This window comes from Streptomyces sp. NPDC012510, from assembly GCF_042955065.1.
GTDB lineage: Bacteria > Actinomycetota > Actinomycetes > Streptomycetales > Streptomycetaceae > Streptomyces.
The window spans coordinates 13,849-39,903 of record NZ_JBIBEN010000017.1; the positions used below are offsets into that span (position 1 = coordinate 13,849).

Genomic DNA, 26,055 nt, shown 5'->3' on the forward strand with positions numbered 1-26,055 from the left:
GCGACGGGACGCCCCCCGAAGCGGCGCTCACACCCCCTCCCGAAAACCCGAGGCGGCCGCGGTGTCCATCCGACCCCGCCGTCACCGCGGCCGCCTCGCCAACCGGACCTGAGACCTTCCCGGCCTGAGACCTTCCCGACCTGAGACGTTCGATGACCTCAACTCCGTTACGCACCAAGGACGTTATGAACCAGCACGCCACCGACCCGGCCGACAACTCCGCGCTCGCAACCGTCGCCCCGCGCCGCGACTGGTGGCGCGACGCGGTGATCTACCAGGTCTATCCGCGCAGCTTCGCCGACAGCGACGGCGACGGCATGGGCGACCTGGAGGGCGTACGTTCCCGACTCCCGTACCTGCGCGACCTCGGCATCGACGCCGTATGGCTCAGCCCCTTCTACGCCTCCCCGCAGGCCGACGCCGGCTACGACGTCGCCGACTACCGCGCGGTCGACCCGATGTTCGGGTCGTTGCTGGACGCGGACGCCCTGATCCGCGACGCGCACGACCTGGGACTGCGGATCATCGTCGACCTGGTCCCCAACCACTCCTCCGACCAGCACGAATGGTTCAAGCGGGCGGTGGCGGAGGGCCCCGGTTCGCCGTTGCGTGACCGCTACCACTTCCGTGCGGGCAAGGGCCGGAACGGCGAACTCCCCCCGAACGACTGGGAGTCCATCTTCGGCGGCCCGGCGTGGACGCGGGTGACCGAACCGGACGGCACCCCGGGCGAGTGGTACCTGCACCTCTTCGCCCCGGAGCAGCCCGACTTCGACTGGGACCACCCCGCGGTCGGCGACGAGTTCCGCTCGATCCTGCGCTTCTGGCTGGACATGGGCGTCGACGGCTTCCGTATCGACGTCGCCCACGGCCTGGTGAAGGCGGCGGGCCTCCCGGACCTGGGCGCCCACGACCAGCTGAAACTGCTGGGCAACGATGTCATGCCGTTCTTCGACCAGGACGGCGTCCACGCGATCTACCGGGAGTGGCGCCGGGTCCTCGACGAGTACGCGGGTGACCGCATCTTCGTGGCCGAGGCCTGGACCCCGACCGTCGAACGCACGGCGAACTACGTCCGCCCGGACGAGCTCCACCAGGCCTTCAACTTCCAGTACCTGAGCACGGACTGGGACGCGGCCGAGCTGAAGGCCGTCATCGACCGCACCCTGGACGCCATGCGCCCGGTGAACGCCCCCGCCACCTGGGTCCTGTCCAACCACGACGTGACCCGCCACGCGACCCGCTTCGCCAACGAACCGGGTCTCGGCACGCAGATCCGCCTCGCGGGCGACCGCGAGCTGGGCCTGCGCCGCGCCCGCGCCGCCTCCCTCCTGATGCTGGCACTCCCGGGCTCGGCATACGTCTACCAGGGCGAGGAGCTGGGCCTCCCCGACGTCGTCGACCTCCCGGACGAGGTCCGCCAGGACCCGGCGTACTTCCGGGGTGCCGGCCAGGACGGCTTCCGCGACGGCTGCCGGGTCCCCATCCCCTGGACCCGTACGGGGGCGTCCTACGGCTTCGGACCCGGCGGCTCATGGCTGCCGCAGCCGGCCGAGTGGGCCGAGCTGAGCGTCGAGGCCCAGACCGGGGCGGCGGACTCGACCCTGGAGCTGTACCGGAGCGCGCTGGCGGTACGCCGTGAGCAGCCCGGCCTGGGCGCGGGCGACTCCGTCGAGTGGCTGAAGGCGCCCGAGGGCGTCCTCGCCTTCCGCCGGGGCGAGTTCGTGTGCATCGCGAACACCACGGGCGAGGCCGTCACCATCCCCGCGTACGGCCGCGTCCTGATCGCCAGCGGCGAGGTCACGGTGGCCGAGGACGAGGCGAAGCTGCCGGAGGACACGACGGTCTGGTGGACGACGGGCTGACCGGGCCTCGGACGTGAGGGCCCGCCACCCGGCCCCGGGTGGCGGGCCCTCCTGCTTGCCGAGAGCGGCAACGGGCCCTCAGCTCCGCGCGGCGGGCCCCGTCCTGGGCAGGACGAGCCGACCGCTCAGGCCCAGCTCACCCGCCCGCACCCCCGCCTGGAAACGGGAGCCCGCGTCGAACGTGTCGAGCAGTCCGGCGACCCGGCGGCGGTAGGTCCGCGTGGACATGCCGAGGTGGCGCGCGGCGGTCTCGTCGGTGGCCCCGGAACCCAGTGCGCGCAGGGCCTTCCGGCTCTCGGCGTCGCGTCCCGTTCTTCCCGCTCGGCGGCGGCCTCATCGATCTCACCGGCGACCGCATCACCAGGGTCGCGGAACGACACGGCGCCACGGTCCCGCAGATCGCCCTGGCCTGGCTGCTCGCCGCCTCCCCCCCCGTCACGCTGGGCATCCCGGGTACCGGCTCTCTCGCCCATCTGGAGGAGAACACCGCCGCCGCATCGATCACCCTCACCCCGGAGGATCTCTTTGACCTCTCCTGAGGCCGTCCCGCTCCAACACCCCACCCCGTGAAGAGATTCCGGGGACGTGAAGAGGGTGTGTCCGGAGGGTTGACCGTGCGACAAGCGGACTCGTACCTTCCTGACGATTGAAAGTTTTCAGCCATCTTGCAGCAAGAACTGGCAACGGATCTTGTCGAGGACTCCCCAGGACCTCCAGCCCTTCGGACCCCTTCATTCGGACCCCTTCAACGGAGAAGGACCCCACACATGGCCAGCAGAACTCTCTCCGGCGCGCTCGCTCTCGCGGCGGGCGCGTCGATCGCGCTCGCGGTGCCCACGGGAAGCGCGTACGCCTCGCCGCCCGGTGCCAAGGACGTGACCGCCGTCCTGTTCGAGTGGAACTTCGCCTCCGTCGCCAAGGAGTGCACCGACACGCTCGGCCCGAACGGGTACGGCTACGTCCAGGTCTCGCCGCCCGCCGAGCACGTACAGGGCGCGCAGTGGTGGACGTCGTACCAGCCTGTCAGCTACCGGATCGCCGGGCGCCTCGGGGACGCCACCGCCTTCAAGAACATGATCGACACGTGTCACGCGGCCGGCGTCAAGGTCGTCGTCGACACCGTCGTCAACCACATGTCGGCCGGGAGCGGCACCGGCACCGGCGGCTCGTCGTACACGAAGTACGTCTACCCGGGCCTGTACTCGTCCTTCGACTTCGACGACTGCACCGCCGCCATCAGCGACTACACCAACCGCGCAAACGTCCAGAATTGTGAACTCGTCACCCTCGCCGACCTCGACACCGGAGAGGAGTACGTGCGGTCGGCCATCGCCGGGTACATGAACAGCCTGCTCGGGTACGGCGTCGACGGCTTCCGGATCGACGCGGCCAAGCACATCCCGGCCGCCGACCTGGCCGACATCAAGTCGCGGCTGAACAACCCGTCCGTGTACTGGAAGCAGGAGGCCATCTACGGCAGCGGTGAGGCCGTCCAACCGAGCGAGTACACGGGCAACGGGGACGTACAGGAGTTCCGGTACGCCTTCGACCTCAAGCGGGTCTTCAACAACGAGAACCTCGCCTACCTGAAGAACTACGGTGAGGGCTGGGGGTACATGAGCAGCTCCGTCGCCGGCGTCTTCGTCGACAACCACGACACCGAGCGCAACGGCTCCACCCTCAGCTACAAGGACGGCGCCAACTACACGCTGGCCAACGTCTTCATGCTGGCCTACCCGTACGGAGCGCCCGACATCAACTCCGGCTACGAGTTCACCGACCACGACGCGGGCCCGCCCAACGGTGGTGCGGTCGGCGCCTGCTGGCAGAACGGCTGGAAGTGCCAGCACGCCTGGCCGGAGATCACGCGCATGGTCGGCTTCCGCAACGCCACCCGCGGTGAGGCCGTCACCAACTGGTGGGACAACGGGGGTGACGCGATCGCCTTCGGGCGCGGCGGCAAGGGCTTCGTCGCCATCAACCACGAGTCGGGCAGCCTCAGCCGGACGTACCAGACCTCCCTCCCGGCCGGCACCTACTGCGACGTGCAGAACAACACGACGGTCACCGTGAACGGCTCCGGCCGGTTCACTGCCACCCTCGGCCCCAACACCGCCCTCGCCCTCCACACGGGCAGGGCCAGCTGCTGAACGTACTTGTAAGTCCTTACCGTTACTTTCAAGCCTCTTGCTGAAACACTTTCGGCGGCGATACGGTCGCGCGGGGTCGGACCCACCAGAGCCGTCATCGCAAGGAGCCCATGCGTGATACCGAGATGGCCGACGCCGTCGAGGCGCCGAACCGCCCACGCCCGACGGGCCGCCGTGGTCGGCGCGGTCACCGTGACCGCGCTGACCACGGGGCTCGTCCAGCCCCTGGCCGCCGGAGCCGCCGCACCGCCCGCACCGCCGTCCGACGCGAAGCTGGCGAAGACCGCCGCCCGTCACGACCTCACCCGCGAGCAGTTCTACTTCGTCCTGCCGGACCGTTTCGCCAACGGGGACAGGGCGAACGACAAGGGTGGCTTGACCGGTTCGCGCCTCGCCACCGGATACGACCCCACCGACAAGGGCTTCTACCAGGGTGGCGACCTCAAGGGCCTGACCGAGAAGCTCGACTACATCAAGGGCCTCGGCACGACCTCCATCTGGCTCGCCCCCCTCTTCAAGAACCAGCCCGTGCAGGGGACGGGGGCCAACGCCTCCGCCGGCTACCACGGTTACTGGATCACCGACTTCACCCAGGTCGACCCGCACTTCGGCACCAACCAGGACTTGGCGAACCTCATCTCCAAGGCCCACGCCAAGGGCATGAAGGTCTTCTTCGACGTCATCACCAACCACACCGCCGACGTCGTCGACTACGACGAGAAGTCCTACGACTACCTCTCCAAGGGCGCCTTCCCCTACCTGACCAAGGACGGGAAGCCCTTCGACGACAGTGACTACGCGGACGGGAGGAAGAACTTCCCGACCGTCGACCGGGACTCCTTCCCCCGGACCCCCGTCGTCCCGGCCGCCGAGAAGAACACCAAAGTCCCCTCCTGGCTCAACGACCCGACGATGTACCACAACCGGGGCGACTCCACCTGGGCCGGCGAATCCGCCACCTACGGCGACTTCGTGGGCCTGGACGACCTGTGGACCGAGCGCCCCGAGGTCGTCTCCGGCATGGAGAAGATCTACGAGAAGTGGGTCAGGGACTTCGACATCGACGGCTTCCGGATCGACACCGTGAAGCACGTCAACATGGAGTTCTGGACGCGGTGGGCCACCGCGCTCGACGCGTACGCCGCGAAGAAGGGCCGCGACGACTTCTTCATGTTCGGCGAGGTCTACTCCGCCGACACCTCCGTGACCTCCCCGTACGTCACCCGGGGCCGCCTCGACTCCACACTCGACTTCCCCTTCCAGGACGCGGCACGCTCGTACGCCTCCCAGGGCGGCAGTGCGAAGAGGCTGGCCTCGGTCTTCGGGGACGACTACAGGTACACGACCGACAAGGCCAACGCCTACGAGCAGGTCACCTTCCTCGGCAACCACGACATGGGGCGCATCGGGACCTTCCTCCAGCAGGACGACCCCAAGGCCTCCGACGCCGAACTGCTCGCCAAGGACAGGCTCGCCAACGAGCTGATGTTCCTCAGCCGCGGCAACCCCGTCGTCTACTACGGCGACGAACAGGGCTTCACCGGCGCGGGCGGCGACAAGGACGCCCGCCAGACGATGTTCGCCTCGAAGACCGCCGACTACCTGGACGACGACCTGCTGGGCACGGACCGTACGCACGCCGAGGACGCGTACGACACGAGCGCGCCGCTCTACCGGCAGATCAGCGCGCTCGCCAAGCTCCGCAAGGCCAACCCGGCCCTCGCCGACGGCGTCCAGACCGAGCGCCACGCGGCCGACGGGCCCGGCGTCTACGCCTTCTCGCGGACCGACGCCCGGACCGGCACCGAGTTCGTCGTCGCCTTCAACAACGCCGACCACGCCGAGCAGGCCACCTTCGCCACCGGATCGGCCCGTATGACCTTCAAGGGTGTCTACGGCACCGACGGCAAGGTGACGAGCGGTACGGACAAGCAGGTCACCGTCACCGTCCCCGCCCGCTCGGCCGTCGTCCTCAAGGCCGCCGGCGCCCTCGCCCAGCCCGCCACCAAGCCCTCCCTCACCCTCAAGGCCCCGGCCACCGGCGCCACCGGCACCGTCGAGCTCACCGCCGATGTCGACGGCGGACAGCTCAACCGGGTGGTCTTCGCCGCCCAGACCGGCAACGGCAGGTGGAAGACCCTCGGCTCCGCCGACCACCCCCCGTACAAGGTCACCCAGACCATCGACGAGGACGTTCCCTCCGGAACAGCCCTGCGGTACAAGGCAGTGGTGATCGACCGGACCGGACGAACGGCGAGCGCCACCGCGACGTCCACCACGGGCACCCCGACCGCTCCCGAGGTCCCCACCGCCTCCTCGCGCGACCACGTGATCGTCCACTACAAGCGCGCCGACGGCGACTACACCGACTGGCGGCTGTACGCCTGGGGCGACATCGCCGAGGGCGAGGAGACCACCTGGCCGGACGGCCATGACTTCGTCGGGCGGGACGCGTACGGCGCCTTCGCCTACGTCAAGCTCAAGCCCGGTGCCACCGGCGTCGACTACCTCGTCATCGACAAGGACGGCACCAAGGACGTCTCCGCCGACCGCTCGATCGACGTGACGAAGACGGGCGAGATCTGGGTCGAGCAGGGCAAGGAGGCCGTACTGACGGAGAGACCGGCCGCTGACTACCCCGAGCAGGACAAGACCAAGGCCGTCCTCCACTACCACCGCGCCGACGGGGACCACGACGGCTGGGGCCTGCACGTCTGGTCCGGCGCCGCGAACCCCACGGACTGGTCGAAGCCCCTGGAGCCGGTGCGGACCGACGCCTACGGCGCCGTCTTCGAGGTGCCCCTCACCGACGGGGCCACCAGCCTCAGTTACCTCATCCACAAGGGCGACGAGAAGGACCTCCCCACCGACCAGGCACTCGACCTCAAGGCCAACGGCCACGAGGTGTGGCTGCTGAGCGGACAGGAGAAGTACCTCCTCCCGCAGCCCGCCGGGTCCGCCGCCGCGCTCGACCTCACCACCTCCAACGCGGTCTGGATCGACCGGAACACCGTGGCCTGGAACGGCGACGACACCGCCGCCTCCACCCAGCTGCTGTACTCGCGCACCGGCTCGATCACGGCGAAGGACGGCATTCTCACCAGCACCGACGAGCGGTGGCTGCGCCTGGCCAGGTCGGCGCTCACTGACGCCCAGAAAGCCAAGTTCCCGCATCTGAGGTCGTACACCGCGTGGACCGTCGACCCCCGCGACCGCGACCGGGTCCGCGAGGCCCTGCGCGGGCAGGTCGTGGCCTCCCAACGGGCCGCGAACGGAGCCGTGTCGGCGGCGACGGGCGTCCAGATCGCCGGTGTCCTCGACGACCTGCACGACGGATCGGACGCCGACCTCGGCCCGGTCTTCCGCGACGGCCGTCCCACGCTCGCCGTCTGGGCGCCCACCGCGCAGAGCGTGTCCCTCGAACTCGACGGCCGGAACCTCCCCATGAAACGGGACGACACCACCGGGGTCTGGTCCGTCACCGGCACCAAGTCCTGGAAGAACAAGCCCTACCGGTACGTCGTCAAGGTGTGGGCGCCGAGCGTCGGCGAGGTCGTCACCAACAAGGTCACCGACCCCTACTCCGTCGCCCTCACCGCCGACTCCGAGCGCAGCCTCGTCGTCGACCTGGACGACAAGGCGCTCGCGCCCACCGGCTGGTCGTCGTACACCAAGCCGAAGGCCGTACCGCTGCAGGACGCGCAGATCCAGGAACTGCACGTCAGGGACTTCTCGATCGACGACAGGACCGTGCCCGCGAAGGACAAGGGCACCTACCTCGCCTTCACCGACAAGGGCAGCGCCGGCTCCAGGCACCTGCGCGCGCTGGCGAAGGCGGGCACGTCGTACGTCCATCTCCTTCCCGTCGCCGACATCGCCACCATCCCCGAGAAGAAGGCGGACCAGACGAGCGTCGACTGCGACCTCGGCTCCTACGCCGGCGACTCCGACCAGCAGCAGGAGTGCGTGGCGAAGGCCGCCGCGAAGGACGGGTTCAACTGGGGGTACGACCCGTACCACTACACCGTCCCGGAGGGTTCCTACGCGACCGACCCGGACGGCACGCGCCGCACGGTCGAGTTCCGGAAGATGGTGAAGGCGCTCAACGACGACGGTCTCGGGGTCGTGCTGGACGTGGTCTACAACCACACCCCGGCCGGCGGCCAGGCCGACAGGAGCGTCCTCGACAAGGTGGTCCCCGGCTACTACCACCGGCTGCTCGCCGACGGTTCGGTCGCCACCTCCACCTGCTGCGCCAACACCGCGCCCGAGAACACCATGATGGGCAAGCTGGTCGTCGACTCGATGGTGACCTGGGCCAGGGAGTACAAGGTCGACGGATTCCGCTTCGACCTCATGGGCCACCACCCGAAGGCCAACATCCTGGCCGTCCGCAAGGCCCTCGACGCGCTGACGCTCAGGAAGGACGGCGTCGACGGGAAGAGGATCATCCTGTACGGGGAGGGCTGGAACTTCGGCGAGGTCGCCGACGGCGCCCGCTTCGAGCAGGCCACGCAGAAGAACATGGCCGGGACGGGCGTCGCGACCTTCTCCGACCGGGCCCGAGACGCCGTGCGCGGCGGCGGCCCGTTCGACGAGGACCCGGGCGTCCAGGGCTTCGCCTCCGGCCTTTTCACCGACCCCAACTCCGCGCAGGGCAACGGAACTCCGGCCGAGCAGAAGGCCCGCCTGCTGCACTACCAGGACCTCATCAAGGTCGGACTGACCGGCAGCCTCGCGCACTACCGGTTCACCGACAGCAGCGGCAGGGAGGTCAAGGGCTCCGAGGTCGACTACAACGGGGCCGCCGCCGGATACGCGGACACACCCGGCGACGCCCTCGCCTACGTCGACGCGCACGACAACGAGTCACTGTTCGACGCCCTGGCCTTCAAGCTGCCCAAGTCCACGAGCGCGGACGACCGGGCCCGGATGCAGGTCCTCGCCCTGGCGACGGCCGCCCTCTCGCAGGGCCCGGCGCTCTCCCAGGCGGGCACCGACCTGCTGCGCTCCAAGTCGCTCGACCGGAACTCCTACGACAGCGGCGACTGGTTCAACGCGATCCACTGGGACTGCCGGGACGGCAACGGTTTCGGGCGCGGACTGCCGGTCGCGGCCGACAACCAGTCCAAGTGGCCCTACGCCAAGCCCCTGTTGACCTCGGTCGGGGTGGGCTGCGAGCAGATCGACGGGGCCTCGGCCGCGTACCGGGACCTGTTGCGGATCCGTACGACGGAGGACGTGTTCTCCCTCGGCACGGCGGCGCGGGTGCAGTCGGAACTGTCCTTCCCGCTGTCCGGTACGGACGAGACACCCGGTGTGATCACCATGGAGCTCGGTGACCTGGTCGTCGTCTTCAACGCGACCCCCGGGAGGAGGCAGCAGTCGGTGACGGACCTCGCCGGAACGGCCTACGCACTGCACCCGGTGCAGGCCGAGGGCGCGGACTCTACCGTCCGGGACTCCTCCTACGAAGCGGAATCGGGGACGTTCGTCGTTCCGGGGCGGACCGTCGCAGTATTCGCACGATCCGACCGGTAGGGCGCTAGCTTGGATGGTGCGGGCAGGACGGCCCGCACCGTCTGAGCGCCGAGTGAGTCCTCTTGAGTCCCATGGCCGACGAAGCAAGCAGCACGGTTCTGGTGGTCGACGACGCGGCCGCCAGTCGCTACGCCATGGGCGCGGTGCTGCGTCGGGCCGGGCACAGCGTCGTCCCCGTCGCCAGCGCCGGCGAGGCCCTCGCCGAACTCGACCTGCGGCTCCGCTCGGGTGTCCTGCCCGATGTAGCCCTCGTCGATGTCGGTCTGCCCGACATGAGCGGCTTCGAACTCTGCCGCCGCCTCAAGTCCCAGCCCCCGATGGCCGCCCTGCCCGTCGTCCACTTCTCCGCCGCCGCCGTCGCCCCCATCGACCGCTGCCGCGGCCTCGACGCGGGCGGCGAGGCCTATCTGACCGTCCCCGCCGAACCGGAGGAGATCCAGGCGGTCGTCCGCGCCGCCGTGCGCGGCGCCCGGGTGCGCAACGGCGCCGAGGCCCTCGTACGACGGCTCACCCTGCTGTCCGAGACCATCGTCGACGTCCAGGCCGCCCGCACCCTGGAGGAACTGGCCGGGGCCGCCGCCGACGGCGCGGCCCGGCTCACCAGGTCGCCCGCCGCCGTGTTCGTCCTCGGCGAGGACGGCCACCTCTACAGAGGCACCTCCGGGGCCAGGGCGCGCACCACCCTCCCCGACACCGGCGCGCACGAGGCCGTGGCCCGGCTCCTGCGCCGCATCACGGACGGTGATCCCGGACCGCACGACACCGTCGTGCCCGCGCCCCTGTGGCCGGCCGGGTTCTTCCGGCCCGGCGTCACCGACGACGCCCGCCTGGTCCTGGCCCGTACCGAGAGCGGCACGCCCGTCTGCGTCGCCACGCCCGTGGACGGCTCCCGCGTCGCGGCGTCCGACACCGCGGGGCTGGTCGCCCGCCTCGCCCAGGCCACCGCCCTGGCCGCGCAGCCCCTGCTCATGTACCAGGTCGAACGCCATGTGGCGCTCACCCTCCAGCACAGCTTCCTGCCCCAGCGGGTACCCGAGTTCCCCGGCCTCGAAGTCGTCGTCCGATACGTTCCCGCCTCCCGCCAGACCGAGATCGGCGGCGACTTCTACGCGGCGCTGTCCACCCCCGGCGGTGTCCTCACCGCCGTCGGCGACGTCGTCGGACACTCGCTGGAAGCGGCCACGGTGATGGTCGAGATCCGGCACGCCCTACGCGCCTACTGCGTGGAACAGTCCGACCCCGCGGCGCTGGCCCATCGCCTCGACCGGATGCTCCAGCACTACCACCCCGATGTCACCGCCACCGTCTGCCTCGCCCTCGTCGAGCCGGACAGCGGGCGCGTACGGGTCGCCAACGCGGGCCACATCCCGCCGCTGATCGTCCGTGAGTCGGGCGAGGCCGCGTATGTGAAGGCCGCCGGGCCGCTGCTGGGACTGGGCCTCGAACGGCCCGAGCCCACGCAGACGGTGCTGTGGCCGACCGACCGGCTCCTCATGGTCACGGACGGGCTCGTGGAGACCCGGGGCATCGACCTCTCCCTCTCGCTGGAGCATCTGCGCACGGCCGCCGCCGACGCCCCGCTCGGCACGGTCGCCCTCTGCGACACCCTGCTGCACTGCTTCGGCAGGGACCGTGAGGACGACATCGCGATGCTCGCACTTCGGGCCTGCGGCTAGGCTGACCTGGTTGCTTGCCGTTGTCGACCTTGCCGTTGTCGACCTTGCCGAAGAGGGGCGCCCCATGCCGCAGATCACCGTGGACCACTCCGCCGTACTCACCGAGGGGTTCGACCGGCCGGCGTTCGCCAAGGCCCTGCACGAGGAGGTCGTGCGGACGGCCGCCGCGAAGCCGGAGGCGTGCAAGACGCAGTTCCGGGCCACCGAGGACACGACGGTCGGCCCCGAGGCGACCGGCCACGCGATCGTGCACGTCACGCTGGGACTGCTCGCGGGACGGACCGACGAGACGAAGGCGACGCTGACGGAGAACGTCCTCGGGCTGCTGCGGGAGCATGTGAAGGTGGGGGAGGGGCTCACCTTCCACGCGTCGGCGGAGGTGCGGGACCTCGACCCCTCATACCGGAAGTTCGAGATCTAGGACCGAGGGGGCCGCGAACTGCCGGCGATCGTCTCTAGGCGTCGGCCAGGCTCACCAGGTGCCCTACCAGATCGCTGAACGGGCCCTCCCGGGGCTCGTCGGCGAGCATCTTGCGGAACAGGGCCGCCATGTCCGCGTCCTGCGCCGCGCTCACCGCCGTCAGGGCCGCGAAGTCATGGACGAGTTGGAGTTCCAGCTCGTCCCGGGGGATGCGGCGGCCGTCCAGCCACAGCAGGGCGGTGGACTCGGCGAGGGAGATCCAGGAGCGGATGACCAGTTCCAGACGGGCGGGCGCGGTGTCGACGTCGAGGTGCGAAAGGATCTGGACATAGGCGGCCTGGCGTACGCCCTCGACGAGGGCGTTGGTCCGGGACGAGCCGACAGCCGGGCCGCCCCCCATCAGTTCGGAGAAACCGGGACCGTGTTCGTCCACGAAGTCGAAGAAGCGGTGTGTCATCCGGAGCAGCCGGGCGCCCAGAGGACCCTCGCGGGACTCGACGAAACGGTTCGCGAGATCGTCGGAGGCTTGCTTCAACGCCGCCTCGTACAGGCTGAGTTTGCCCGGGAAGTAGTGGTAGACCAGCGGGCGTGAGATGCCCGCCGCCGACGCTATCTCGTCGAGGGAGACCTCGTCGGGCGAGCGCCGGCTGAACAGTTCCAGGGCGACCCCGATCAACTGCTGCCGCCGCTCCTCCACACCCATCCTGCGGCGCGCACCGGTTCGCATGCGAACACCTTACCGATTGATTCCAGCCTGCGAGGGGCTGGATCGCGTATGCGTGTTCGGACGAGTCGAGCGGCGCCGACCCGGTGCCTCATCACGGCGACCGGGGCGGCGCCCGACCCGGTGCCTCATCACGGCGACCGGAGTGTCGACCGCAGTGCCTCGATCTCCCGGCCGTTCGCCAGCGTGCCCTTCAACTCCGCCTGCGCACCCTCCTCGGCCGGTACGGCGAGGAGATTGCCCGGAGCCGAGCCGCTCGCCCCGCCGCTCAGTTCGACGGAGACGGTGTCCTTGCTTCCGGCGGCGAGGAGGTAGGACTCGCCGGTCGCGGACTTCCACGGCGCGACGGCCAGCACATGGGGGTCGGCGGGGCCGCAGGCGGGGACCTCGTCGGCGGCCGCCGTGACATACGCGCCGGACGCGGTGTCGAACTGGGTCATCGCCCGGGTCCCCACGCCTCGCCACGTCTCGGTACGGGTGCACACCCAGTCGGCCGTGCCACTGCCGTCGGGGAGCGGCTGACGGGCGAACTGCCAGGCGTTCACGGTCCGCACCCCCTGCGAGCGGACGGCGGCCAGCGAGCAGGCGAACGGCGACCAGGTCGCGGGGGCGGCGGACGCGTCACGGCCACGCCCGGTCGACGGGCGGCCGACGGTGAGATGGGCGGGCGTCACCTCCGCCAGGTCGGTCAGCGACCACGTCCCTCCCCTCGCGTCGGTCAGGTGCAGCACGTCCCACGACCGGCACTTCCCGGAACGCACCGCCGGGCTGGCGAACGGTGACGTGACCCCGTCCTCCGACAGCGCCAGCGTCCGCGCCTCGGCGTCGGGCTCGGCCAGATCCCGTACGGCCGCCTCGCGCACCCAGGGCGCCGTCAGATAGCGGACGTTGCCGTCGGCCCGCCCCAGTACCAGGGCGCTCGCACCGGCGCCGGTCGCCCCGTCGACCCGGGTCAGGTCGAGGGCGGCCGTACCCGGGTCGTCCAGGGGCTCGGCGTAGCGGGCGATGCGCAGACCGTCGAACAGCAGGACGACGTTGAGGTGGTCGACCCTGCCCGCGTACAGCAGTTGCGGCGGGCCCGGCGGAGGGCCGGCCTGGGTGCCGAGGGTGACCGCCACCTGGACGGACTCGCCCGGGCGGGCCCACACCGCGAGGGCGCGCCGCAGCAGTGCCTGGTCGCCGGTGAGGCCGCCGCGCGCCGGCCAGGTGGCGAAGTCGGTCCGTCCCGTCGCCTGCCACGCGGTGGCCGCCGCCGTCGTCAGCTCGGCGGGATCGAGGGCGGCCTGCGCCGCCGGGTTGCGCGCGTACGGGGGCGCCGCCGCGCCGTCGGGCCCCCACGCCTCCCCGGGCAGACCGAGGAGCGCGCCGCACACGACGACGGCGGCCGTGGCGGCCAGTGCGGCCCTCGTGTGCTGACGGCGGCGCATCAGATCCGTGGGGCGGGCGTGCAGGGAGCAGGGGTCGTACTCGGGGGAGGCGAGGAGCGGGTACTGCTGCGGCGGGACGGAGCCGGCCTCCTTCAGCGCCGCCGTCGGGTCGTCGACACCGGCCTCGTCGAGCAGTGCCCTGATCGCCGGGTCGGGGAGCTTCTCCAGGCCCCGCAGGACATAGGCGGCGCGGGCCGGGCAGGTGAGCGCCGACAGCCGCTGGTCCAGCGCGAGTTCGTCGGCGCCGCCCGAGCGCGGCGAGAGGCGCAGGCCCCACACCCGTGGCAGCAGCGGCGGCAGCTGGGAGAGCTTCGGCAAGGCCCAGCGACGCAGCGGGTGACCCGCCTCCAGGGCCGTACGGATCACCTGGAGCCGCACATAGGCGTACCCGGGACTGCGCTCCCGGCCCGCCGCCGTCGCCTGCGCCGGGATCGGTGACGCCGATCTACGTCCCCTGGGCAACGCCCGCTGCGTCAGCGCGTGCGCCGTCAGCACACGGCGGTTCCGGCCGAGACCCGGTGGCAACGTCAGATAGGCGAGCCGCACCAGACGCGGGTAGTGCTCGACGAGCGCGGCCTCCGCCGTCTCGACGTCCACGACCGATTCCTGAGCGGTGCGGGGGGATGGGGGACGGGGGGCGACATCCTGTGACTGCACATTCAACAAAACGAGCGAATGGCCGGATGGTGGCGCCCCATGATTCAGGGGCGCGGGGAACTGCGCGACCAGCCCCCACCCACCCGCACCCGAAGAACAAACCACTCGGGGTCGAAGGGGCAGCGCCCCTGGGGACGGGGTGGGTAGGGGCGGCGGGGGCGAGGAGGCCGCTACGTGAGCGACCACCCACTGAACTCGACCGTCCCCCGAGCCCCACTCCCCCCGTTCGTCGCACTCATGAACATCCCCACATCCTGCGCCCCCGACGCCGCCCCCGGCACACTCACCGAAGCCACCACCCGCCAGCTCCCACCCTCATCCGTGGAGCACTCCCCCGTGTAAGAACCGGCGGCCGTCCGAGTCAGCCGCAACAACACCGGCGCCTTGATCCCCGTGATCCGCCGATACATGTCGAGCGTCCCGTCCCCGCCGCTGTCGTACGACAACACCACCCCGTTCGCCGGAGTGACCGCCAGATTCAGGAACCCCGCCGCCCCAGCCGTACCGAGACGGTTCCGCACCACGATCCCCGCCCGCGCCCAGTTCCCCGTCACCGCCTGCGAGTCGACCCGAAGGACGACGGACGTACCGACCCCCAGCGCCCCCGGCCGGTAGACCGTGCCGAACTCGGACGTCCCGCGCCACAGGTCCGTCCCGCCCCCGTCGATGGCGAACCGTTCCCCCAACTGCCCGAAGACCGCCCCGTTGTTGGTGTACGTACGCCACCCCGCGTCCAGTGCCCCCGCCTCGAACAGCGTCCCGTCGAACCGGCTGCTCACCCGCTCCTCGCCCCGCGGACCGTACTGGACGGTGATCGTGTACGGCAGCGGCCGCAACGGCCGGTCGAGCGGCGCGTCCGGCGCGTCCGCGCGCCAGCGCACCGTCCCCGTCCCCGCCGCGGGCACGCTCGCCAACGATGTCGGCCCCTCCGGCTCCACCGTCCCGGCGAACCCGGTGAGCGCGAAGTCCACCCGCCCCGTCGCCCGCAATCCGTTGACGTTCCGGAACCCGGCCGAGACCCGCGCGCTCCCACCGGGCGGCAACACCGGCGGCTCGGCGGTGACGGTCAGCGTCCCCTGGTACGGCGCTCGCGCCAGCACCTCGCGCACCCGCCGGGCCAGCGCGTACGCGTCACCCACCGGTCGCAGCGGATAGTCCTTGCGCTCCCGCGTCCACGGCTCCTCGAACGCGAACCAGTCCACGGCGGCCGGAGCGGTCCCCGTGGAGAGCGCGTCCTGAAGGGTGTCGAGCCATTTCTGCCAGCGCGGGACGTAGAAGTCGGCCATGAGACCGTTCCACTCGCGGTTGCCGTACTCGTGCAGGTTTCCCGTGTCCGAGGTCGCCCGCCCACCCCACACCGTGATCAGGACCTTCGCCGTCCGTTCGAACTCGGCCCGCTCGGCGTCGTTCGTGGCCATCAGCCGGGCGTCGTTCACCCACGGGCCCAGCAGGAAGGCCGGGTCGGCGCCCGTGACCTCGTCGGACAGCCGCATCAGCCGCAGCCAGAGCGTGGACAGGGCGCGAAAGGTCTGAAGGTCCTTGCGCCGGTAGGCCTCCCGCAACTGCGGCAGATACTGACGGCCGCGGTGCGCGAGCGCCTGCCGCGCCACGTCCACCACGTCGTACCGGTACGCCGCGTTGCCACGCCGACCGCCCGCCACGCCCAGCAGCCCGGCGAGGGCGGCGTCGAAGCGGCCCGGGTCGTACGTCAGTGTCCTCGGCGCGTACTCGGCGGCCCGGTCCGCGGCGAGGTCGGGGCGGGCGCAGAAGAGCGAGTCGTGCGGGTCGCTGCGCTCCACCGCCCGCTGCTGGTAGGCCGTGTCGTGCAGCGCCCGCCAGGCCCGGCGGGCGGAGTCGTCACGGCCGCCGTAGCGGAAGTCGGCGTACGAGGAGAACCAGGCGGCCCGGTCCGGCCTCCCCGGTGTCCAGGCCAGTTCGGAGAAGAGCTCGAAGGCCGCCGGGTCGCGGTCGGTGGCCTCCGGCATGAACGCCGTGCCGACGAGCGCGCTGTTCGCCTTGTCCCGCCAGGCGAAGAACTTGTCGTCCCAGATGTGGGTGCGGGCCCCGATCGTCGTACGGCCGCCGAAGTTGGGGATCGTGCCGAAGCAGTACGGGGTGCCGCCCCAGTCGCGTTCGCGGTCGGTGACGCTCGCGTAGCGGTCGGAGACACCGTCGACGATCAGCATCTTCGACCGGTCGATGGCGTCGAGGAGTTCGGGCAGGGGGTTCTCCTGCCAGCCGAGGATCACCCAGGTCGCCCCCGGGTGGGCCGCCTGGAGGGCGCGTTCCACGCCCTGGGCCGCGTCCGGGACGGGCACGTCGCCCGCAGTGCCGCCCTCGTGGAGGAGGTCCATCTTGAAGTGGGCCGCCTCGCCGTACACGTCCTTGAGGTGGCCGTAGAACGAGGCGGCCACCCGCGCGAAGGAGTCGGTGCGCGGGTCGAGCCAGTCGGGGCGCTCGAAGCCGTGCCAGATGCCCTGCGGGACGACACGGGCGTCACCGCCGTTGCGCTCCACGAACTCCTTGGGGACATGACCGTAGTAGCCGGGCAGCACCGGGGACATGCCCAGCTCGCGGAGCCGGTCGGCGATCCGTCGGCCGAGGGCGGCCCGGCGGGCGATCAGCTCGGGGGAGAGCGGGCCGCCGTAGCCGGAGAGGTTCTGCAGCAGCCACCAGGGCTGGTGCGAGGGGGCGGGGAGCCAGGCGCGGGACTCGGCGTCGGAGTAGCCGAAGTCCTTCAGCAGCCGGTGGTAGACGGCCTCCATGCCCGCGATGACCAGCACCTCGTTGCAGCCGTGCGCCGCCAGGAGGTCGATCTGGTGTTCCCAGTACGGCCAGTTGGCGTACGGGGCGGTGTAGCCGTCGTTGGTGTCGTTGAGGGCGAAGCGGTGGGGGAGGGCCGTGGATCTCTCCAGGGGCCGTGCGGGCGCGGGCAGCCGCCTCGGCAGGTCCAGCTGGCCGCCGTTCCAGGCAAGGTGCGCCCCGCAGACGTACTTGAGGTACCAGTGGACCCCCATGAGAAGGGTGGCCGGTGTGGTGGCCCGCACCTCGATGCGCCCGGTGGTGCCGGTGACCCGGAAGCGGTCGGTCGTACCCTGCTTCCTGACGAGGGTCAGCCGGAACTGGTCGGCGTGTCCGGGCAGCAGCCGATTGAGTGCTGCGCTTGCCGGAGCCGTATCGAAGGCAGGGCCCTGGCCGGGGCTCTCAGCGGCGTGGACCGGGACCGTCAGTCCCAGGGTGGTCCCGAGGCCGATGGCACCGGCCGAGCCCAGCACCGAGCGTCGCGACGGAGAGTTCATGACTGTGTGCCCCCTGTGTCGGCAGATGCGGCACGCTAGCCGGACGGACGCCTGTGCTCAACGGTGCGCACGGAGTCGGCGAGTTCGTTTCGCCGGAATGGACCGGAGGTACGACGGATGAAAATGACGCACGAGAGGCTTGCGGTGCGCAGGCTCGCCATGAGTGCGGCCGGTGCGGCCGCCGCCCTGCTGGTGCTGTCCGGCTGCGGCTCGGCCGACGAGGCCGAGGCGGTTCCCAAGACGGCGACGGGGACGCTGGAGCACATCGCCGGAGAGGTGGGCTGCAAACCGGACATGCAGACGGACGCGGACACGATCCGGCAGGCCCTGTGCACGAACAAGGACGGCGACTTCGACGGCAGGTTCGTCCTCGCGACCTTCGCCACCGACCGGGGCCAGGCGGAATGGCTCGCCGGCGCCAAGGACTACGGCGGCTACTACCTCGTCGGCCGCAAGTGGGTCGCCGTCGGCGAGAAGAAGACGGTCAGTGGGCTGCAGGGCACGCTCGGCGGCGAGATGCAGGAGGGGTCCGAACACATGAACCCCGGGGGGAGTCATAACAACGGCAACCACAGCGGCTGAGCACCACGGCTGAGGCGGCTGAGCGCGGCGGCCGGGCACGAGGGAAGACGAAAGCCGGCGGTGGGAGATCCCACCGCCGGCTTCCTCGTCACTGCTTCGGCGCTACCGCCTGGGTATGGGGTACTACTGGCAGTCCTGGCCGCTGTTGATGCAGTCGACCACCTGGTTCATCGTGTTCTCGTCGAAGAAGTTGATGAAGTCGTTGTGGTCGGTGATGGCCTTGTGCAGCTGGTCCGGGAAGCCGTCCACCGCGTACGGGTTAACGACCTGTCCGTTCTGGATCTGCGGGGCCGGGACGTCGTAGACCAGGCGCGCCTGGAGCTGGGGGATAGCCTGGAAACCGTTGGGGCAGCTGCCGTCCTGCTGGACGAAGGCCACGTGCGTGCGGTGGTTGGCGCTGTCGATGTTCTGGCCGTCCCAGCAGCTCTGGAAGAAGGACGTCCGTACGACGGAGCTGCCCTGAGGACAGATCGGGTACTTGTCCGTCAGCTGCCGGTCCTCGAAGCCGGTGCAGCTCCAGTTTGTGTTGGCGTTGTTGAGGCCGTTGGTGAAGGCCTTGGCGTCACCGGTGATGATGCGCAGGGCCTGCGGCATCGCCACGACATCGCTCTTCTTGTTTCCGACGAACTTCAGCTGGGCCTCGCTGGCTTCGAGGATCTTGCCGATGTTGCCGTCCTGGCCGCCACCGGGGGCGTTCGCGTCGAATTCGGCCGTACCGTCCCGCAGACGCAACACCGGCCAGTAGTACGAGGACTTGTCGCCCTGGTTCTGGCAGCTGGAGTCGGCCTGGAGGAACTCCTGGTCGCTGGTGAACGCGTCGTTGTCCTGGTTGCCGACGTAGTCGTGCATGTGCTGCGCACCGTTGCTGACACCAGGAGCCACGATGACGTTGTCCGAGTTGTGGTTGTCGTTCCCGTTGGTGCCACAGCTCGTCGTGAAGGTACCCGTTGAACCGCTGTCGCCGTTCGCGGCGAGACCGTTGCCGTTGACGCCCTTCGGGCCGCCGTTCGGCTGGACCTGGGTGATGTCGACGAAGTCGCCCGCGGCCGGACCGTTGTCACCCTGGCCGTTACCGCCCTGGTTCTGACCGTCCCCGTTGCCGCCCTGGTTCTGACCGCCGCCACCCTGGTTCTGGCCGTCCTGGCCACCGCCCTGGTTCTGGCCACCGCCGTTGCCGCCCTGGTTCTGGCCGCCGCCGTTGCCGCCCTGGTTCTGGCCACCGCCGGCGTTGGCCTGGTTCGGGTCTGCGACGCCCTTGCAGGCGGCGAGCTGGTCCATGCCCTGCGGAACCTGGCCGCCCGCGTTCCGGATGTTGATGCCGATCCGGTCGATGGTGGCCACCCGCTTGGACTTGAGCGGGCCGACGATGGCGTTGTCGACGAAGCCGGCATCCCCCGCCTGGGCCTGGCGCGTGTCCGCGAGACGCTTGTACGCCTCGGTGATCTGCTGGTCCAGCAGCGCCAGCTCCTTGGCGACGTTCGCGCGCGCCTTGTCGGGCACGTTCGTCAGCTGCTGGCCGACATCCGGGCAGTCGATGGTGGCCACCTGTGCGGAGGCGAGCGTGCTGTTCTGCTTGGACTTCGACTCACCGGCCGAGGCGTAGAAGTTCGCCCAGACCAGGCCGCCGCCCGCGACCGCGAGCGCCGCGGATGCGGCAATGGCCCGAACGGCCAGCGGCGAACGTCGTTTCCTTGTGTTGCGTCCCATGGAACTCCTCTGACTTCCTTGCGGGGCATCGAGGCGCCCGACAGGAGTGAAGCGGCTCCCTCAGATACGCGGTGAGTCCCAGGAGCGTTCAGACGACTCACGAATTGATGAGAGATTCGTGGGACAAACTGGTTTCAACACCCCACGAAACACCGGGAGTTGTCGATCCCCTACGGCGTGTGCGTGGTGACGGCCCCGGCGGAGTCCGGGAAGGCACCGTTTCGGCGGCCCTGGCCGGGATGCGCGAGAACCGCCGTCCCCACGCCGATTGTCGTCCCCAGGCACCGCTCGTCCGGATCGGGGCGCGATCGCGCCGAAGAGGGACTACAGCCCGCGCCGACGATCCGGTGAGGGACAGCCCCGCGCCGACGGGTGAGGGACTACAGCTCCAGCACCTTCGCCTCCGCCGCCGGGTCCAGTCCCACCACCGGCCGGTTCGGTCGACGCGGGGCGACCCCGCCGAGGTCCGTCAGCCACTCCCAGGTGTCACGTACGGTCTCCGTCACGTCCCGGCAGCGGAGCCCGTCCCGTACTGCCCGCGACACGTCCGCCCGGTGCAGCGCGTCATGGAGGTCGCTTCCCTCCGGCACCCACACCGGCAGCCCCGTCCACGGTTCGATCCCGGCGCCGAGGATCGACTCCGGCGCGGTCCAGCGGAGTTCGGCCGCGCCACCGGTCACCCGTACGCATGTCTCCAGCAGTTCACCCATGGTGGTGGTCCCCGGCGGCCCGGCCAGGTTGTAGGCACCGCTCAACTCCCGTTCCACCGCGTCGAGCGTCCAGGAGGCGAGATCGCGGACGTCGATGTACTGGAGGGGGAGGTCCCGTGGGCCCGGCGCCAGGACGGGGCCGCCCCGGGCGACACGGTTGAGCCACCAGGGCAGACGGCCGATGTTCTCGTACGGCCCGAGGATCAGCCCGGAGCGTACGAGGAGGGAGCGGCCGGCGCCGAACGACTCGACCGCGGCGAGCTCCCCACCCCGCTTGTCGAGGGCGTAGTCGGTCTGCTCCGCGTCGGCTGAGGCGCCCTCCACCAGGGGCGCCCGCTCGTCGTAGCCGGCGGTCGGCGGCCAGGCGTACACCGAGCAACTCGACACGTACACATACCGCTCGGCCACACCGTCCAGCAGCCGCGCGGTGTCCCGGACGGCTCGCGGTGCCGCCGACCAGGTGTCGACGACGACATCCCACCCGCGCCCGCCGGAGGCGGGGCCGGTGGTCGGGCCGGTGGTGGAGGCGTCGACGAGTGCCGCGAGCCCGTCCGGTGCGGTGCGGTCGCCCAGCAACGACCGCACCCCGGCCGGAGGTTCGTGTCGTCCCCGGTGGAAGACGGTCACCTCCCAGCCGCGGGCCAGCGCCGACTCCACGACGGCGCGACCCACGAACTCCGTACCACCCAGCATCAGAAGTCTCATGCCGACGACTCTGCCCGCAGGGCGGCCGGTACGGAACCGTGATCTGCTCTCAGGAGAGCGCGACGACGGTCAACGGCCGAGCGGCGGCGTGTACTTGTAGCCGACCCGCCGTACCGTCCGGATCGTCTGGCGGAACTCCGCGCCGAGCTTGCGGCGGAGCCGGGCGATGTGGACGTCGACGGTCCGGCCGTCGCCCACGTGCCCGTAGCCCCACACGGTGGTGACCAACTGGTCGCGGGTGTGGACCCGGTGGGGATGGGCGACGAGGTGGGCGAGGAGTTCGAACTCCAGGTAGGTGAGGTCGAGCGGTCGCCCGGCGACCTCGGCGGTGCGCCGCACGGTGTCGACACGGACCAACCGGTCCCCGGCTTCGGCCTCCCCGGAGCCGGCCTCCTCGGCCGCCTGCTCGGCGGCGACCGCGAAGGGCGGCACCGGGAGTCGCTGATCGGCCGGTACGAGGACCAGATAGCCGACCATCGGCGGCCGGCCCGGCAGAGTGGGCAGCGTGTGCTGGGGAGCGGGCAGCCAGGTGGCACCCGGCGGCAGGAAGCCCGGCTGGTCGACGACCTCGTCCCGGCCCACGGCACGCAGCCGGTGCCGGGGGGACGTGCCGGGGGAGGGGACGGCGGCAGGGGCGGAGCCGGGCGTGGCGGTGCGAGAGGTGGCGGTCGGGAGGGAACCGGTGTGTGCCATGAGAGGTCAGCTCTTTCGCGCGAGAGGTTCGTCCGGAGGACCTCGGCGACCGAGTTCGTGGTCGGACCCGCCGAGGGACGTACGTCGTTCGCGCCGACCGAAGGCCGGGTGTGCGGCTTTAGAGGGCCGGCGCGTTCATCACGCGGCGACACACCCGGTCGAAGTCGTGGTGCTGACGGGAGGGCCAGAAGGGCTCCAGGTCATGGCGACCCGTAGCGCGTCGGTTCTGGAGGCTGGCCATGCGTCCCATTGAAGCAGACACCGGCCCACCGCAGCAGTCTCCTTTCACTGCTCGGACGCTTCTCGAACCTCCGGGCACCTGGGCCGTGCCCTCATCCGACCAGGCGTTTGCGCCAGTCCAGCGGGGTGACCGTGATGGCGGTGGAGGGATCGCCGTCCCACTCTGTGGACAGACCCTGTGCCGCGAGGGCCGCGACGACCTGGTGCCCGACCGCCGCCGTGGAGTCGGCGGACCCGTCGAACCCGCCGTACAACAGCATCAGTCCGTGCCCGGCGGCGGCGCCCTCCGTGCACTGCGAGTGGAAGTAGACGAATCCCCGGTCCCCCGGCGCTCTTTCGGCGCCTATCTCGCTCGTACCGCAGGTGCGGCAGCAGGTGAAGTTCTCCCGTGCCGTGATGCCGTGGACCGTCCGGAGCGCCTCGAAGGCGAGGGTGAGGCGCTCGGGGTCGGTGATGCCGTCCCAGGTCTCCTGCTCGGCGAGCCGCTCCACCCACAGCCGGTCGACGAGCTGTCGCGCCTGCGCGCGGGAGACGGGCCGGTGGGCGCCGTCGACGAGATACTCCTCGGCGGTCTCGCTCAACCGGGCCCGGTCGTCGTAACCGCAGCGCAGCAGCTCCCGTACCCGCTCCTCGACCTGGTGCCGCACCTCCTCGGGGAGTTCCGGTACCTCCTCGGGGGCGTCGTGGTCGAGGGAGGTCCAGTCGATGCCGCTCTCCCAGCCCGGCGCCCGCCGCGCCCAGCCGGTCATCGCCTCGGCGACCCGCTCCCGGTCGGTGAGGACGGCCCCGTAGAACCGGTCCCGGCCCTCCCGGTACTCCAGTTGATACTCGCCGTCAGACCCGTCAGACCCGTCAGACCCGTCAGACCCGTCGCCGCTGCCGTCGCCTTCCCGCTGGTGCCAGACCTGGACGAAGACGTCCGGCACGTCCGGTATCCGCTGCACGACCAGGAAACGGTCGCCGTCCGCCCCGATCCGGCGCACCAGCTCGCGCAGCCGCTCGGCGGAGATCCGGACGTGCGTCTCCCGGTTCTCCGTCTCGACCTTGACGGCGAGTGTGTTCATCTCTCTCGGGTCGCCCCCGTCGATCTTCATGCCCCCACCATGACAGGCCCCACCGACAACGCCGGAGGACGCCCACCGGAATTGGTGGACGCCCTCTCGGAAGCTCGGGCTCCGAAGGCCCGGGTGGATCAGACCTGGCCGGCCTTGTCCAGAGCGGTGCAGCAGGTGTCGACGATCAGCCGCGTCACGACGTACGGGTCGACGTTGGCGTTCGGGCGGCGGTCCTCGATGTAGCCCTTGCCGTCCTTCTCGACCTGCCACGGGATACGGACCGAGGCGCCACGGTTGGAGACACCGTAGGAGTACTCGTTCCACGGGGCGGTCTCGTGCAGGCCCGTCAGACGGTCGTCGATGCCGGCGCCGTAGTTCTTGACGTGGTCGAGCGGCTTCGAGCCCTCGCCCAGCGACTCGCACGCGGTGATGATCGCGTCGTAGCCCTCGCGCATCGCCTTCGTGGAGAAGTTGGTGTGCGCGCCCGCGCCGTTCCAGTCACCCTTGGCCGGCTTGGGGTCGAGGGTGGCGGCGACGTCGAAGTCCTCGGCGGTGCGGTAGAGCAGCCAGCGGGCCACCCACAGCTGGTCGGCGACCTCCAGCGGCGCGAGCGGGCCGACCTGGAACTCCCACTGGCCGGGCATGACCTCGGCGTTGATGCCGGAGATGCCGAGACCGGCGGCCAGGCAGTTCTCCAGGTGGGCCTCGACGATGTCACGGCCGAAGATCTCGTCGGCGCCGACACCGCAGTAGTAGCCGCCCTGGGGGGCCGGGAAGCCGCCCTTGGGGAAGCCGAGCGGCGTGCCGTCCTGGAAGAACGTGTACTCCTGCTCGATGCCGAAGATCGGCTCCTGCGCGGCGAACTTCTCGGCGACCTCACGCAGCGCGGCACGGGTGTTGGACTCGTGCGGCGTCATGTCGATGTTGAGGACCTCGCAGAGCACGAGGACGTCGTCGCCGCCGCGGATCGGGTCCGGGCAGGTGAAGACCGGCTGGAGCACGCGGTCCGAGGAGTGCCCCTCGGCCTGGTTCGTGGAGGACCCGTCGAAGCCCCAGATCGGCAGCGCGTCCAGACCGGCGGGCTCACCCACGATGATCTTGGTCTTGGAGCGGAGCTTGGCCGTCGGCTCGGTGCCGTCGATCCAGATGTACTCAGCCTTGAAGGTCACGGGACACATCCTTCGGGGTGGGTCACTAGGCGCATGTGCGGGTGCTGCGGCGCTGCGGCACTGAAACGCCGCGTTGATGCCCGGCAGCCTGTCAACGTGCGATTTCCCGGTCATTGCTCGAATGTGAACCCCGTGTTACCTGGTGTCTCTGTGGCGCGACTCACGTCCATCGAGTGTGCGCACGCGCTGTTCACACCGGCCGTTCCCCCGCTGTGAGGCGACGGCGCGGGACGGCCCGACGGCTCGACGGCTCGTATGCGATGCGGTTGAACCGGGCGCGTGGCCCGTCGGCGCCCAACGTGCGTCGGCTCCGCCGCCCTCCGAGGAGAGCGGCGGAGCCGAACGGCGGTACGGCTGCCCGGGCGGCGGCCGATCTCCTCACCTCACCGATTCGATCGGGTGCTACCCGCGTCGCCGGGTCATCGCGGAACTGTCGACCCGTACCGCCCGCTTCCGGAGCGGTGCTCCGCGTGCCATCCGCTACCGGGACAGCGCGTCCCGTACGGCCTCGTCCGTGCGGCCCACCACCGCCGAGCCGTCGTCCGCGGTGATGATCGGCCGCTGGATGAGCTTCGGGTGCTCGGCGAGCGCCTTGATCCACCGGTCTCGAGTGTCGGCGTCGCGGGCCCACCCCTTGAGACCGAGTTCCTTGGCGGCGGCCTCCTGAGTGCGGGTGATGTCCCACGGTTCGAGTCCTAGCCGGTCCAGTACGTCCCGGATCTCGTCCTCGCTCGGGACGTCCTCCAGGTAACGGCGGACGGTGTAGTCGGCGCCCTCGGCGTCGAGCAGACTGAGCGCGCTACGGCACTTGGAACAGGCCGGATTGATCCAGATCTCCATGCGGCCAACGTTAGCGGGAGCGTCCCGGGGACCCGTGTTGCACCCGTGTCACAGAGCCCCCGAAATGCCGTCTGGCCAGGGGCGATTGTCAGTGGGGGGTAGTAAAATAGAAGCAGTGTTCGAGGGTTGCCGACGGGGGATTTCCGGCGGCGCCCAGACCGCGACAGGAGGATGTCCGTGCCCGCTGCCGCACTGAAGTCGAAGCCGCTGCCCACCCAGTCCACCGCTCAGCGTCCCGTCCTGCTCGACCTGCCCTACGCCCCGGTGGTGAAGCACACCCTGCCGCCGGGCCGTCCGCGTGAGTGGTACATCACGCACAACCGGCGCCTGAAGGCCATGCGCCTCGCGATCGCCCTGCTCGACTCCGGTGTCCACATGCCGAACCAGGCACGCAACGAGACGATCCGGAGCACGGCGGAGATCATCGGTGTGCATCCGCCGTCGGACACCACGTGCCACATGGTCCGGGCGCTGATGCGCTACACCCGCTGACACCGCCCGGTCGACTCTTCCGGTGCCGTCCACTCCTCGGGAGTCGGGCGGCACCGGTGCGTCGAGGGTCTCGCGTCGGTGGCGTCGGTGGCGTCGGTGGCG

Annotated in this window: 16 protein-coding genes and 2 pseudogenes; 8 read left to right on the plus strand and 10 right to left on the minus strand. The window is 70.6% G+C overall.

The genetic code is table 11. The features are described from left to right. The first annotated feature begins 185 nt into the window (after nucleotides 1-185). Nucleotides 186-1,865 carry an alpha-amylase family glycosyl hydrolase gene (locus ACFY9I_RS28430; RefSeq protein WP_391006707.1) on the plus strand — a complete coding sequence of 560 codons (1,680 nt, stop codon included), beginning with the start codon at nucleotides 186-188 and terminating at the stop codon, nucleotides 1,863-1,865. Nucleotides 1,866-1,943: 78 nt separating this feature from the next. Here ACFY9I_RS28430 and ACFY9I_RS28435 read toward each other — a convergent pair. Further along, nucleotides 1,944-2,168, minus strand: a pseudogene (locus ACFY9I_RS28435) (hypothetical protein); the annotation flags it as partial. Nucleotides 2,169-2,170: 2 nt separating this feature from the next. On the opposite strand from ACFY9I_RS28435, the pseudogene ACFY9I_RS28440 reads away from it, so the two are divergent. The 5 genes and pseudogenes from ACFY9I_RS28440 to ACFY9I_RS28460 form a co-directional block, all read left to right on the plus strand. Next, nucleotides 2,171-2,404 (plus strand): annotated as a pseudogene (locus ACFY9I_RS28440) (aldo/keto reductase); the annotation flags it as partial. 228 nt (nucleotides 2,405-2,632) lie between these two features. Further along, entirely contained in the window at nucleotides 2,633-4,015 is a 1,383-nt protein-coding gene (locus ACFY9I_RS28445) for an alpha-amylase family glycosyl hydrolase (protein WP_391006709.1), read from the plus strand. 114 nt (nucleotides 4,016-4,129) lie between these two features. Further along, nucleotides 4,130-9,556, plus strand: coding sequence for a pullulanase-type alpha-1,6-glucosidase (gene pulA, locus ACFY9I_RS28450; protein ID WP_391006711.1), 5,427 nt, complete (start codon nucleotides 4,130-4,132; stop codon nucleotides 9,554-9,556). Between the two features lie 71 nt (nucleotides 9,557-9,627). Then, entirely contained in the window at nucleotides 9,628-11,232 is a 1,605-nt protein-coding gene (locus tag ACFY9I_RS28455; protein ID WP_391006712.1) for a SpoIIE family protein phosphatase, read from the plus strand. A 64-nt stretch (nucleotides 11,233-11,296) separates the two neighbouring features. Next, entirely contained in the window at nucleotides 11,297-11,653 is a 357-nt protein-coding gene (locus ACFY9I_RS28460; protein ID WP_391006714.1) for a 5-carboxymethyl-2-hydroxymuconate Delta-isomerase, read from the plus strand. A 34-nt stretch (nucleotides 11,654-11,687) separates the two neighbouring features. Here ACFY9I_RS28460 and ACFY9I_RS28465 read toward each other — a convergent pair whose 3' ends face one another. The 3 genes from ACFY9I_RS28465 to ACFY9I_RS28475 all read right to left on the minus strand — a co-directional run bounded on the left by ACFY9I_RS28465 (nucleotide 11,688) and on the right by ACFY9I_RS28475 (nucleotide 17,760). Further along, on the minus strand, nucleotides 11,688-12,380 hold the full coding sequence (locus ACFY9I_RS28465) for a TetR family transcriptional regulator (RefSeq protein ID WP_391006715.1): 693 nt from the start codon (nucleotides 12,378-12,380) through the stop codon (nucleotides 11,688-11,690). A 128-nt stretch (nucleotides 12,381-12,508) separates the two neighbouring features. Next, nucleotides 12,509-14,461 (minus strand): hypothetical protein, encoded by a 1,953-nt coding sequence (locus tag ACFY9I_RS28470; protein ID WP_391006994.1) that lies wholly within the window; start codon nucleotides 14,459-14,461, stop codon nucleotides 12,509-12,511. A gap of 170 nt (nucleotides 14,462-14,631) precedes the next feature. After that, complete coding sequence (locus ACFY9I_RS28475; RefSeq protein WP_391006717.1) at nucleotides 14,632-17,760, minus strand: alpha-N-acetylglucosaminidase TIM-barrel domain-containing protein; 3,129 nt, start codon at nucleotides 17,758-17,760, stop codon at nucleotides 14,632-14,634. 117 nt (nucleotides 17,761-17,877) lie between these two features. On the opposite strand from ACFY9I_RS28475, the gene ACFY9I_RS28480 reads away from it, so the two are divergent. Then, on the plus strand, nucleotides 17,878-18,342 hold the full coding sequence (locus ACFY9I_RS28480; RefSeq protein ID WP_391006719.1) for a hypothetical protein: 465 nt from the start codon (nucleotides 17,878-17,880) through the stop codon (nucleotides 18,340-18,342). 123 nt (nucleotides 18,343-18,465) lie between these two features. On the opposite strand, the gene ACFY9I_RS28485 is transcribed toward ACFY9I_RS28480, so the two are convergent. The 6 genes from ACFY9I_RS28485 to ACFY9I_RS28510 all read right to left on the minus strand — a co-directional run bounded on the left by ACFY9I_RS28485 (nucleotide 18,466) and on the right by ACFY9I_RS28510 (nucleotide 25,461). Then, complete coding sequence (locus tag ACFY9I_RS28485; RefSeq protein WP_391006721.1) at nucleotides 18,466-20,049, minus strand: DUF1996 domain-containing protein; 1,584 nt, start codon at nucleotides 20,047-20,049, stop codon at nucleotides 18,466-18,468. Between the two features lie 380 nt (nucleotides 20,050-20,429). Continuing rightward, nucleotides 20,430-21,464 (minus strand): NAD-dependent epimerase/dehydratase family protein, encoded by a 1,035-nt coding sequence (locus ACFY9I_RS28490; RefSeq protein WP_391006723.1) that lies wholly within the window; start codon nucleotides 21,462-21,464, stop codon nucleotides 20,430-20,432. 69 nt (nucleotides 21,465-21,533) lie between these two features. Beyond that, the gene (locus ACFY9I_RS28495; RefSeq protein ID WP_391006725.1) at nucleotides 21,534-22,157 is read right to left on the minus strand and encodes a winged helix-turn-helix domain-containing protein; all 624 of its coding nucleotides are present in this window, start codon (nucleotides 22,155-22,157) and stop codon (nucleotides 21,534-21,536) included. 332 nt (nucleotides 22,158-22,489) lie between these two features. Next, on the minus strand, nucleotides 22,490-23,491 hold the full coding sequence (locus ACFY9I_RS28500; RefSeq protein ID WP_391006727.1) for a DUF6891 domain-containing protein: 1,002 nt from the start codon (nucleotides 23,489-23,491) through the stop codon (nucleotides 22,490-22,492). Nucleotides 23,492-23,589: 98 nt separating this feature from the next. Continuing rightward, complete coding sequence (gene glnII, locus ACFY9I_RS28505) at nucleotides 23,590-24,621, minus strand: glutamine synthetase (protein ID WP_391006729.1); 1,032 nt, start codon at nucleotides 24,619-24,621, stop codon at nucleotides 23,590-23,592. A 480-nt stretch (nucleotides 24,622-25,101) separates the two neighbouring features. After that, the gene (locus tag ACFY9I_RS28510; RefSeq protein WP_391006730.1) at nucleotides 25,102-25,461 is read right to left on the minus strand and encodes an ArsC/Spx/MgsR family protein; all 360 of its coding nucleotides are present in this window, start codon (nucleotides 25,459-25,461) and stop codon (nucleotides 25,102-25,104) included. Between the two features lie 177 nt (nucleotides 25,462-25,638). Between ACFY9I_RS28510 and ACFY9I_RS28515 the strand changes: the two genes are divergently transcribed. Further along, entirely contained in the window at nucleotides 25,639-25,953 is a 315-nt protein-coding gene (locus tag ACFY9I_RS28515; RefSeq protein ID WP_391006732.1) for a hypothetical protein, read from the plus strand. Nucleotides 25,954-26,055: the final 102 nt, after the last annotated feature.